We start from the raw sequence: 10,697 nt of genomic DNA, 5'->3' as shown, positions 1-10,697 counted from the left end.
CACGGGCTCGACCGGCGCTCACTCGGTCGCGGCGAACCGGGCGAACAAGCACGTCTTCGTGCCATTGCCGCCCGGCAGCACTACCGGCACCTTCAGCTGCCCGAACGGCTGCATCGGCGTCTACTTCGGTCTTGAGGACTGACGACTAAGCGTCCCCTCGCTGCACGGAGCCCGGGCGGGTGGTCGACGCCCGGGCTCCCGGCTCAGCCCCGCCCACGACGATCAGAGATTTCGTCCCACTGGAGCCCGAAGGCCTCGCCCGGACGGAGGCCCGCCCGCGCTAGCGGAAGGAAGAGCGGGTAGAATTCGACCTTCTGGTGTTCCTGGTCGAGCATCGTGGCGAGATCGTCACGCGCGACCGGCTCCTCGATGAAGTGTGGGGCTATGAGCGATTCCCAACGACGCGCACCGTGGACACGCACATCCTGCGACTCCGACGGAAGTTCGGGGCCGATCCCGATGCCCCGAGGTGGATTCTCACCGTGCACGGACAGGGCTACAAGTTCAACGCACGCTGAGGGGGGCAACCGCGTTCGAGACCGACCCCACGACTCGAGGCCGGGCTAGGTGCCCTTTATCCGCGCGGTATGGAGGACGGCGATGATCGTCATGCTGTCCACGATCTCACCGGACAGCACCATCCCCAGGACCTCCCGGAACGGGAACGGGCGGATCTCGATGAATTCCGTCTCGTCCGGAGGCAGCGCAAGCTTTGCCATCTCCTCGCCCAGGAAGAGGTACGCGGTCTCGTCCATGACGCTCTTGCTCGTGTGGTAGGTGGTCACATGAGTCAGTCGGCCAGCCCCGTAGCCGATCTCCTCAGCAAGCTCACGCTGGGCGGCCTCTTCGACCGACTCCGCCGCGTGGACCCCGCCCGTGGGCATCTCCCACATCGCCCGGCCCGCCACGTACCGGTACTGCCGGACCAGGAGGACGGTGTCATTATCAAGGAACGGGAGGACGCCCACGCACTCTCCGCAGCTCACGACACCGTAGATGGTGGTGCGTCCGTTGGGCAGCTCCACGAGATCCTCCCGGAGGGCGAGCCACCTATTCTGATAAATGGGCCTCGTGGACACCGTCTTCCAGGGGATCTCCGAGAGCCGTTTCATCGTGCGCGCTCCTGCAAAAATCTACGAGTGTGCCGAGGGTTATCGCCGTTCGATACCGAGAGCGCGGTTTGCAGTCGGGCGAGATCATCGGGAGTGTCGATGTCGTACCACGGCGGAAGGCACGCAACCCGGAGCCCCTTTGCCTCGGCCCGTCGGATGGTCTCCGGGAGGACCTGACTCGTACTCCACGCCATCGCCTCGAACAGCTCGCGGTGCACCGTCCGGAGCCCGATCAGGTAGTAGCCGCCATCCTCGGTGGGGCCGAGCACCACATCGATCCCGGGCGTCGTGACAAGGTCGAGCGCCTCCTGCAGGAATCCGAGAGGCAGCGTCGGCGTGTCGCTGTCAATCGCCAGCGCGCCCGGGTGGCCCCTCTCCAAGAGCTCGCCCAGGCTGTTCGCGAGCCTGTCACCGAGATCCGCGCCCCGCTGCGGGACGAGGACGAAGCCCGGGGCCACCTCCTCGAAGAAGGCCCTTGCCTCGGCGGGCGTGTAGGCGATCGCGAGGCTGGCCGTTCTGAGCGACGTGATCTGCTCGATCTTGTCGAGAAGGAAACGGCGGTAGAGCTCCGCCGCGTCCGCGAGCGAGAGCGGAGGGCAGAGCCGAGTTTTGACCTCGCCCGCGCGCGGCGCCTTCGCCATGATCGCGACGGCGATGGGCTTCGACGCCAGGATCTCCATCAGAGATCACGGAGCCGGACCACGGCCACGCGATTTTCACTCTTCAGGGCCAGGTACAGCAAGCCGGCCTCTCGATTCAACGTGGCGCTCGAGACGTTCCGGGGGATCCGGCGCGTGCCCACGACCGCCCGCGCGGCTTCGTCCAAGACCGAGAGGGTATTCCCCCGGTTGTTGACGACGTAGACCCGCCCGGCGGTTTCATCGACGGCGATGCCGATTGGATAGTTACCGACCGGAAGCGTACTGAGGACGCTCAGCGTCCGGCCATCTAGCATGCTCACGCTGCCGGCCTCCGTGTTCAGAACGTAGACGATCCCCGTCTGGCCGTTGACCCGGAGATGCGTGGGGCCGCGACGGACGGGGATCGCCGCGATCCAAAGACCGCTCGCTCCGTCGACGACGACCACCCGGTTCTCTTTCACGCTCACCACGAAGACGCGCGCCGTCGCAGGATCCACGGTAACACCGCCCGGGCCCTGACCCACGGGGACCGTGAAGAGGACGTGCCCACTCCGTCCCTCGAGGGCCGTGAGGGAGCCGTTGCCCTCGTTGGCGACAAACACCCGGTGCGTGGAGCCATCCACCGCGATCCCGTGTGGCTGTGGCCCCACGGAAATCCGAGAGACCTCCCTGAGGGTCCGCGTGTCGAAGACGGCGACGAAGCCGTTGCCTTCGTTTGGGGCATAGACACGGCCCAGCGCCGAATCCACCGCGAGATGCCGGGCGCGGCTCATGAGCCGGATTGTGCCAATCCGCTCTCCCGTGGCGCTCAGGACCGTGACCGTTGCGCTTCCCTCGTCGGCGACGAAGAGGCGGCCCGATCCGGGGTCGAAGACAAGGTCCTCTGGCCACCGGCCCACGGAGAGCGTCGTGACCCTGGGCACCTCTGCGCCGGTCAGGCAGCCAGCGAGCACGAGAGCCAGTGCGAGGGCAGAGCCCCTCATCGGTGACACCCGGCGATCCTACCGGATGACGCGCGGCGGCTTGGGCTCGTGCGGGAAGCTCAGGATGTCGGTCGTGTTGCACTGGTGATCGGCCACGACGAAGTGCCAGTCACGCGGATTGACGGGCGCCCTCGAGGTGTCGACCTCGAGCTGGTAGACGCCCTGCGGGAAGTTGGCCTTGAGGTCGCGGACGCTGCGGGGCGGATCCATCGCGTACACCCGGCCGGTCGCCGCGTCGAAGGCCATCACCTGCGGACCGAGGTCGTCGTTCGGGTCCGCGATATCGAGCTTCACGAACGTGATCCTGCCCTGACGCGCCTCCCACGGGAAGAATCCCGCGCGCTTGATCACGGGATCGTTCGCCCGCGTCGGCTCCGGCACGAGCGTGACCGATATTTCGAGGGTCTTGTCCGTCTCGACGCGCACTGCCTGGGGCGAGTAGATGTAGCCGCTCGCGTAGACATGCAGGCCGTACCGGCCGCCCTCGGGCAGCTCGATCGTGAACCGGCCGCTGGCGCCCACGAGCCCGCCGCGGTCCCACACGTTGTTGTGGATCTCTCCCTTCTCGAGCAGGGCCAGCCCCGGGAGCGGCTGGCCCGTCTTGCTCTTCACGGTGCCGCTGATCACGGTCCCCGTCTCTCCGACGGCGGTGAATCCGAGCACGACGGAGAACAGCACGAATCCCGCGATGAGGAATCTCAGCGTCATCGTAGCCTCTCCTCGGTGAGATACGCGATGAGATCGGCGGTGGCCTGTCCGTTCCATACGAGGGGCTGCGCGTCGCGGTGGCGCTCGAGAAACTCCTCGAGCGACTCGGGGCGGCCGTCGACCGCGCGCGGGTAGGCCGTGAGTGTCAGCGCCACCTTGCCCGCCCCATGGCATGCCTCGCATCGCCGCGCGAAGAGCGCACGGCCGCGCTCCACGCTCGCGGCGAGGGCCTGGAGCCGCTCGGGAATCACCGGCTGGCCCTCGCTTATTCCCGGTGAGAGCGGGAGCCCGGCGCCCTGCACTACGAGGTACGCGGTGATCGCGGCCGCCGCGCGTCGGGGGTCGCTCAGCCGGTAGTGGCGCGCAACCGCCTCGGCATTCGCCTGGAAGAGCGTCATGACACGGGCGTGAGGCGGCGGCAAGGGCTTCCACTTCGGGAAACTGGCGGCCCAGCCGCGGATCGCGGCCGGGTCGAAGTGGCAGGTCGCGCAGGCGACGGGGTTCGCCGGATCCGGCGACCGTGTCCACCACCGCTCGCCTTCGGCGACGAGGTCCGGCGAGCCGGCGAGCGCCAGCGCGGGCAGCCCGAGCAGGGCGACGAGCAGTGCCGCCCTCACGCCCGCACCCGGCGCGACTGCGCGATCGTGAGCCATCCCACCGTGAGAAAGCCCGTGGCGTACAGCGCCAGGAATGGGACCACCGCGTACTGCCCGTCCCTCCAGAAGAGCCAGACCGCACAGGCGCAATAGAGCCCGAGCGCCAGCTCGATGAGCCCGCCCCACGGCGCGCTCTCGGCGTACTTCTTTCCTTGCCAGCTTCCACCTGCACCGGCGATCCCGAACTTCGGGGTACGGACGAATTCTCGCTGACCGCCGACGAAGGCGCCGAGCACCGCGACGCTGGTGCTCAGCGCCACGCCGACACCGATGACCATGATCGCCGGGAGCTGCCAGGCGCGGCGCCACCAGGCCGCGTCGAGCACGCGCTGGGCGTAGACCAGCATGGTCGCCGGGCCCAGCGTCGCGAGGCCGAAGACGATGCCGGCGACGAGCCGCACCGGGGAGTTGGCAGCGAGATCGCTCGCGGCGCGAAGCGGGATCGAGAGGAGGACGCCCAAAAGCATGAGCGGATGAATCATGTAGTAGGTCAGGTGAACGGACGCCTGGTAGCGCGTCCACAGCGAGAGCTCCGCCCTCCACACCGCCGGCAGCAGCTTGAGCGCCGTCTGGATCGAGCCCATCGCCCAGCGTCGCTGCTGCGACTTGAATCCGGCGACGAGGACGGGCAGCTCGGCAGGACACACGATCTCGGGACGGTAGACGATCGTCCAGCCCCGGAGCTGAGCCCGGTAGCTCAGGTCGAGATCCTCCGTCAGCGTGTCATGCGTCCAGCCGCCCGCGTCGAGGATCGCCGTCTTGCGCCAGATGCCCGCGGTGCCGTTGAAGTTCAGCAGGAGCCCGCTCCAGCAGCGCGCCGACTGTTCGACGCCGAAGTGGCCGTCCATGCCGAGCGACTGCGCGATCGTGAGCACCGAGTAGGACCGGTTGAGATGGCCCCACCGCGCCTGGACGACCGCCACGCGCTCGGTGAAGTGCGGCAACGCGGCGCGCAGGAAGTCCCGCGGCGGGACGAAGTCGGCGTCGAAGAGCGCGATGAACTCTCCCCTCGCGGCGGCGAGGCCTGCGGCGAGCGCCCCGGCCTTGAATCCCGTTCGTACCGGGCGCCGGCAGTGCGCCACCTGCACGCCCTGCGCCCGCAGCGCGGCGACGACGCTGGCGACGATCTCCGAGGTGTCGTCGGTGGAGTCGTCCAGCACCTGGATCTCGAGGCGGTCGGCCGGGTAGTCGAACGCGGCGACGGCGCGGACGAGCCGCGCCGCGACGTACCGCTCGTTGAAGAGCGGGAGCTGCACCGTGACGAACGGCAGCGGCTCGGCCAGGGGCGGGGTGGTGCGCGCCTCGCGGCGGTGCCGCCGGTGGGCCGCGACCATCACGTAGGCGTTGCTCCCGTAGAGGAGGAGCCCGAACAGTGTGACGAGGTACATGAGGACGAGCGCGCACTGCCACGGGACCGCCCACCACCAGCCGTCGGTCACAGCGTTCTCAGCGCCGCCACCCCGGGCGCGCGACGCGCAAGGCGCGCGACGGCGCCGGCCAGGAGCAGCGCGTAGAGTGGGCCGTACTCGCCGAGCCACGCCCACCAGGGCAGCGGTGCCGGTGCCACGACGTAGGCGATGTACGAGAGCGTAACAGCGCCGCTAAACCAGAGCCACGCTGGCGATGGACGCACGCAGAGGAACGGGACGATCCACATCACGTACCATGGGTGCATCGCCGTCGGCACGAGGAGGAGGTAGGCGCCGACCGCGAGCGCGCTTGCCCGCCAGAGTCCCCGGACATCGTGACGGGCCGACCGTCCGATGACGAGGACTGTCGCCGCCATCGCCGCGAACGCGAGCGCGATGGCGACACCCCTCGCGACCTCACCCGTGAAGCCGAAGGGGTACGTGAGGAGCGCGCGCAGGCCGATGTTGTGATCCTCGGAGCTCGCAAAGTACTCGGGGAGGAAGCCGAGCGCGCCCGCGCCGAGGGCTGCGGCGTACGGCAGATACCCGAGGCCGACCGTCGCGGCGGTCGCCGCGGGGAAGCGCCAGTCCTCGCGGCGCGACCAGGCGGGCAGCAGCACGATCGGATAGAACTTCACGAGGACGGCGAGGCCGAGCGCCGCGCCCGCGAGGGCCGACGATCCCGTCTGGCGGAGGAGGAGCCCCAGAAGGACGAGAAAGATGACGGCGACCTCGACGTGTCCCGCCTGCGCACCCTCGAACACGACGAGCGGAGACCACGCGTACACGATGATGGCGGTCGGCGGAGCGCCGAGGCGCCGCAGCAGCGCGAGCAGGAGCACGACAGTCGCGGCCTCGAAGAGCAGCAGAACGAGCCGCCAGCCGACGACCGACGAAGGCGCCAGCGCCGCGGCGAGGGCGAAGAGCCACTGTGAGGCCGGCGGATAGATCGTCCGCGCGGTCGGCCGGTTGATGTGCGGATGAATTTCACCGTCGCGGAGGTACGCGAGCTCGAGCGCATTGGGAGCGTAGCGGTAGGGATTGACGCCGGCGAGTTGCACGCGGCCGTCCCAGAGGTAGCGATAGAGGTCGGACGAAAGGTAGACGGGCGTGGGCAGCATCAGCGCGCGGAAGAGGAGCCCGAAGCCGAGCACGACGCCGAGCGCTCGCCCGCTCGGCGCCTGACCGGTGGCAAGCCGTGCGGCCGCCAGGTAGAGCGCGAAGAGAATCGCGAAGACGACGGGGTGGGCGGCGATCGGCTCGACGCCGAGCCACGAAGCCGCCGGGAGCGCGCCCGCGTAGATCGCCGCCGACGCGGCGCCGAGCACCGTGAGGGCCGCCAGTCCGCGGACGCAGCGCATGACCGCCTCAGCTGGCGAGGCGGACCAGGCGGACCCAGCCGCGGTCGGGCCACGGCGCGAGCCTTCGACGGATCAGGGCGTCGACGCCCAGCGCCCGGCCCGCACCGCATGCCGCGAACACGCCCTGGGGCACGATCAGGAGCGCCCAGATCCAGGACCACTCGCCCGGCACGCTGAACGCGCCGAGGGCGATGTTCACCTGCCAGAGCGCACCGCCGAGGCCGGCGAGCCGCGTGAGCAGCCCGAGCAGCAGCCCGAGGCCGAGGGCGATCTCCGTGACGAACGTCAACAGCCCGAAGAAGCCGAAGTTCGGCACGACGACGCTTCTGAGGAAGGCCGCGTACCAGCTGAAGGTCGGGTGCGCGATCTCCTGCTGGATCCACCCGTAGAGCCACCCGTATCGCTGCCCGCCCGAGACGACCCAGGGCGCCTTCTGGAGCGCCATGTCAAGATACATGAGGCCGAAGACGATCCTCAACATCGCGACCGGCCACGCAACGACCATCAGAGACTCCACTTCACGCCGCAGCCGCGGCACGGCTCGGGCGGCATGTCCGTCTGGATCGCAGTCCTGAAATCCAGGTAACGGTCGCCCCACCAGATCTCTTCGAGCGACTGCCGGTAGAGGTTGCCGAGGACAATGCCATCGTAGTACTCGGTGATCCACGGCGCGATGCAGCAGGGGAGCACGTTGCCGTGGACGGTGACGTAGACCAGGCTCCAGGGGCGCCGGCACTGGCTCCACGGCCGATCGTCGTGGGACGGCGTGAGACTGATCTCCGGCGCGGCGGCGCCCGAGGCCGAGAAGCCGAGGCCAGCGGTGCGCGCGGCGCGCTCCGTCTCCTGGATGAGGCCCGCTTCGTGCTCCTGGAGACGCCCGTAGAGCGACTGCTCCTTCGTCGCGAGGCCCAGACCGTTGTACACGAGTCGCTGGAGATAGATGCCGGCGGCACCCGTGCGCACGGCGAGCGGGACCAGCCCGGGGATCTCCTCGATGTTGTCCCGGAGGCCCGTGAACCAGAGGGACACGCGCGGGTTTGACGCGCCCGCCTCGCGCTTCACCTCGACGAACCGCTCGAGGTTCGCCACGACCTTTGCGAAGGCGTCCACGCCGCGCACCCGCGCGTATGTCGCGGGCGTGGTGCCGTCGAGCGACACGCGCAGCTCGTCCAGCCCCGCGTCGATCAGCGCGCGGCCGAGCCGCTGGCTCAGCGTGATCGCGTTGGAGTTGAAGAGCACCGTGGCGCTGCGGCCCTTGAGGTGAGCGATCATGCGTGGGAGCTCCCGGTTCAGGAGCGGCTCGCCGATCCCGTGGAGGAGGACGCGCTCGAGCGCCGGGAACTGGTCCACCACCCGCCGGAACTCTTCCCAGCCGAGATCCTTCTGGGGCTCGCGGCCGCCGAAGGTGAGGATGCACGTTTTGCAAAGCGAGTTGCAGCGGCTCGTCGTCTCGAGATAGAGCGAGCGCGGCAGGGCGGGCTTGAGCGGTAGGCTGACCGCGGTGCTCACGAGCTTTCCCGCGCGGCGCGCAGCGCGGTCGTCACGAAGGCGTAGCCCGCCCGCACGCTACCGGAGAGTGTCCCGGAGACTTTCGATCGTCCCCCTTGACGGGGCGAGTGCGACACGGGGACCTCGACGATGCGGGCGCCGGCGGCCGCCGCCTTCACGACCATCTCCACAGGCCAGCCGAAGGCGCGGTCGCGCATCCCGAGCTCCTTCAGCAGGGGGACGCGGATCGCCCGATAGGGACCAATGTCAGTGAGTCTGACGCCGTATCGCCACGCGACGAACGCGGCCACGAGCTTTGTACCGAGAGCGGCGTGGAGCGGATGGTCGCCGCCGAGTTGCCGCGCGCCGAGGACGAGGTCCGCCCGGCCAGCGACCAGCGGCTCCAGGACCCGGGGGAGCTCCTCGGGATGCTGGCTGCCGTCGCCGTCGAGGAACACGGCGACGTCTGCGTCGGGGCGAAGCGCGCTGAGGCCGGCCCAGCACGCCGCGCCGTAGCCGCGCCGCGGTTCAGCGATGACCCGCGCGCCGGCCCCGGCGGCAATTGCGCGCGTGGCGTCGGTCGAGCCGTTGTCCACCACGACCACCTCGGCGACCGCCTCTCGCGGCACGCGACGGAGGAGCGGCCCGATCGTCTCGGCTTCGTTGAGGGCGGGGATGATCAGCGTCGCCTTCACGCGCGGTCCCTCAGGCCGGGGCCAGCACGGTCGTGCAGGCGCTGCCCGTTTTCAAGAGCTCGCGCTGGGCCGCGGGGGCCCACTCGAGGTCGACCCGCTTGCCCCGCACCAGCGGACAGTACGGGTCGGCGAGCTCGACGCCCCCAGTGAGCTCGCGTCGGCCCGCGCAGCCTCCGTGGCAGACGGAGACGAACGGGCAGCCACGGCAGACGTCAGGCACCTGGCGGACGCGCGCGAACTGGGGCGAAGCGAGCACCCCATCCGCGCCCTGCGCGGGCAGATCCTCAAGGCGCAGGTCCGACGTGCGCCAGTACACGCACGGGATGATCTGGCCCTTCGGTGTGATGCGCACGGTCCGGCGGCCGCAGCCCGAGCCGTTCTCGAACGGCGCGCCGAGCATCGCGTTGAGGATCGGCTCGGTCGTGCTGACCAGCCGCGCCGCCGCGAGCAGCCGCCGGAACCCCTCCCAGAACTCCTCGTAGGTCAGCGTGAAGGTGTCGGTCTTGACTGGCTGGTACACGTTGACGCGGTAGTTGGCGCCCGCGGCGAAGGCGACCTTCGCGATCTCCGGGAGCCGGCGGAAGTTCGTCTTCATCATCACCGTCAGGACGGTCACGGTCACGCCGAGTCCCCGGGAGCGCTCGATGGCCGCCATGACGCGCTTCCAGTTTCCGTGGCCACGGAATCCGTCCTGCTCCGCCTCCGTCGGGAAGTCGATCGAGACCTCGACCTCGCGGAAGGCTTTGAGGGTCTCGTCCGACGAGCGGTCGATGGTGAAGCCGTTGGACGTGAGCGAGAGCTTCACGCCGCGCGCGGCGAGCGCCCTGACGATCTCGGCGTAGTCCGGGTGGAGACCGTTCTCACCCGTGCCGAGGTTGACCGAGCGTACCGGAAGGCACTCGCAGGCGGAGACGACCTGCTCGAGCGAGAGCTGATCGATGCGCTCGGTGTCTCGGTAGCAGTGGGCGCACGCCAAGTCACAGGCGTTCGTGAGGCCGACGCCGAGGGACAAGCTCACGGCACCTCCCGATAGAGGGCCCATCATCGATGGTGTGGGGCCGATCCTAACACCGGGCGCTCGTCAGTTGTCAAACGGTTGTGAAATCTTCGCCACGCCAGGACTGAGCGGCGGACAGAGCCGCGTCTTGACCGCCCCCGGTCGCGGTGGTGTGGGCGCCAGTCGCCGCCTCGTCCTCATAACCCGCGACGCAATTCGGATATTCCCGTTGAAAGGATCTGATTCCAGTCCCAGTAGATCTCTGGCCCGCCATCCCTCGCCCAATGATTCAGTGAAGCCGGAATCGGACAGGCCGATCGGCAACGCGCCCACGAATCTCTCTCGGCGCCAGCGCATCTGAATGCTCACCGGGTCATAACTCCCGCACCGGCGAGGGGAGCGACGCGATGATGATGGACAGGCGGATGGTCGCGATGGGCGGTCTGAATCGCTATGTTATGGGGACCGCGGTACTTCTCGCGGTTCTGATCGGCGGTCTTTCTTATGTCAAGTGGACACCGTACTACCACAACGCGTTCGTGGTGGCGTCCCGGCACACGGTCGGCGTCTCGATCGTCTCCGGCCAATCGGCCACGGCTCCGACGCCGTCTATCGGGGCGGCACTCAGCTACGCCTGGGCGTATGGA

General features: G+C 69.0%; 12 protein-coding genes and 1 pseudogene. 2 read left to right on the top strand and 11 right to left on the bottom strand.

What is annotated here, in order from left to right:
- Positions 1-311 precede the first annotated feature (311 nt).
- Positions 312-518 (top strand): annotated as a pseudogene (locus VKG64_05440) (helix-turn-helix domain-containing protein).
- Between the two features lie 45 nt (positions 519-563).
- Here the strand turns inward: VKG64_05440 and VKG64_05435 are convergent.
- From VKG64_05435 to VKG64_05385, 11 genes are read right to left on the bottom strand one after another with little or no spacing between them, the layout of a single operon-like run.
- Positions 564-1,112: an NUDIX hydrolase gene (locus VKG64_05435; GenBank protein ID HKB24481.1), complete on the bottom strand. Its 549-nt coding sequence runs from the start codon at positions 1,110-1,112 to the stop codon at positions 564-566.
- Positions 1,109-1,792: a TIGR04282 family arsenosugar biosynthesis glycosyltransferase gene (locus VKG64_05430; GenBank protein ID HKB24480.1), complete on the bottom strand. Its 684-nt coding sequence runs from the start codon at positions 1,790-1,792 to the stop codon at positions 1,109-1,111. Before VKG64_05430 ends, VKG64_05435 begins: the two co-directional genes overlap by 4 nt.
- Positions 1,792-2,736 carry a YncE family protein gene (locus VKG64_05425; GenBank protein HKB24479.1) on the bottom strand — a complete coding sequence of 315 codons (945 nt, stop codon included), beginning with the start codon at positions 2,734-2,736 and terminating at the stop codon, positions 1,792-1,794. Before VKG64_05425 ends, VKG64_05430 begins: the two co-directional genes overlap by 1 nt.
- 18 nt (positions 2,737-2,754) lie before the next feature.
- Entirely contained in the window at positions 2,755-3,444 is a 690-nt protein-coding gene (locus tag VKG64_05420) for a carboxypeptidase-like regulatory domain-containing protein (GenBank protein HKB24478.1), read from the bottom strand.
- Positions 3,441-4,061 (bottom strand): hypothetical protein, encoded by a 621-nt coding sequence (locus VKG64_05415; protein ID HKB24477.1) that lies wholly within the window; start codon positions 4,059-4,061, stop codon positions 3,441-3,443. The genes VKG64_05420 and VKG64_05415 overlap by 4 nt, the downstream gene beginning before the upstream one ends.
- Positions 4,058-5,539, bottom strand: coding sequence for a glycosyltransferase (locus VKG64_05410; GenBank protein HKB24476.1), 1,482 nt, complete (start codon positions 5,537-5,539; stop codon positions 4,058-4,060). The genes VKG64_05415 and VKG64_05410 overlap by 4 nt, the downstream gene beginning before the upstream one ends.
- Positions 5,536-6,870: a glycosyltransferase 87 family protein gene (locus tag VKG64_05405; protein HKB24475.1), complete on the bottom strand. Its 1,335-nt coding sequence runs from the start codon at positions 6,868-6,870 to the stop codon at positions 5,536-5,538. The genes VKG64_05410 and VKG64_05405 overlap by 4 nt, the downstream gene beginning before the upstream one ends.
- Before the next feature lie 7 nt (positions 6,871-6,877).
- A complete protein-coding gene (locus tag VKG64_05400) occupies positions 6,878-7,375 on the bottom strand; it encodes a TQO small subunit DoxD (GenBank protein HKB24474.1) in 498 nt (165 codons plus the stop codon).
- A complete protein-coding gene (locus tag VKG64_05395) occupies positions 7,375-8,379 on the bottom strand; it encodes a radical SAM protein (protein ID HKB24473.1) in 1,005 nt (334 codons plus the stop codon). Before VKG64_05395 ends, VKG64_05400 begins: the two co-directional genes overlap by 1 nt.
- Positions 8,376-9,053: a glycosyltransferase family 2 protein gene (locus tag VKG64_05390; GenBank protein HKB24472.1), complete on the bottom strand. Its 678-nt coding sequence runs from the start codon at positions 9,051-9,053 to the stop codon at positions 8,376-8,378. Before VKG64_05390 ends, VKG64_05395 begins: the two co-directional genes overlap by 4 nt.
- A 10-nt stretch (positions 9,054-9,063) precedes the next feature.
- The gene (locus tag VKG64_05385) at positions 9,064-10,071 is read right to left on the bottom strand and encodes a radical SAM protein (GenBank protein HKB24471.1); all 1,008 of its coding nucleotides are present in this window, start codon (positions 10,069-10,071) and stop codon (positions 9,064-9,066) included.
- Between the two features lie 386 nt (positions 10,072-10,457).
- On the opposite strand from VKG64_05385, the gene VKG64_05380 reads away from it, so the two are divergent.
- On the top strand, positions 10,458-10,697 hold a 240-nt coding region (locus VKG64_05380), incomplete at its 3' end, for a hypothetical protein (GenBank protein HKB24470.1).

This window comes from Candidatus Methylomirabilota bacterium (genome assembly GCA_035260325.1).
GTDB lineage: Bacteria > Methylomirabilota > Methylomirabilia > Rokubacteriales > CSP1-6 > AR19.
The sequence above is the reverse complement of the archived record's forward strand: the minus strand, read 5'-3'. Positions and strand labels throughout refer to the sequence as shown.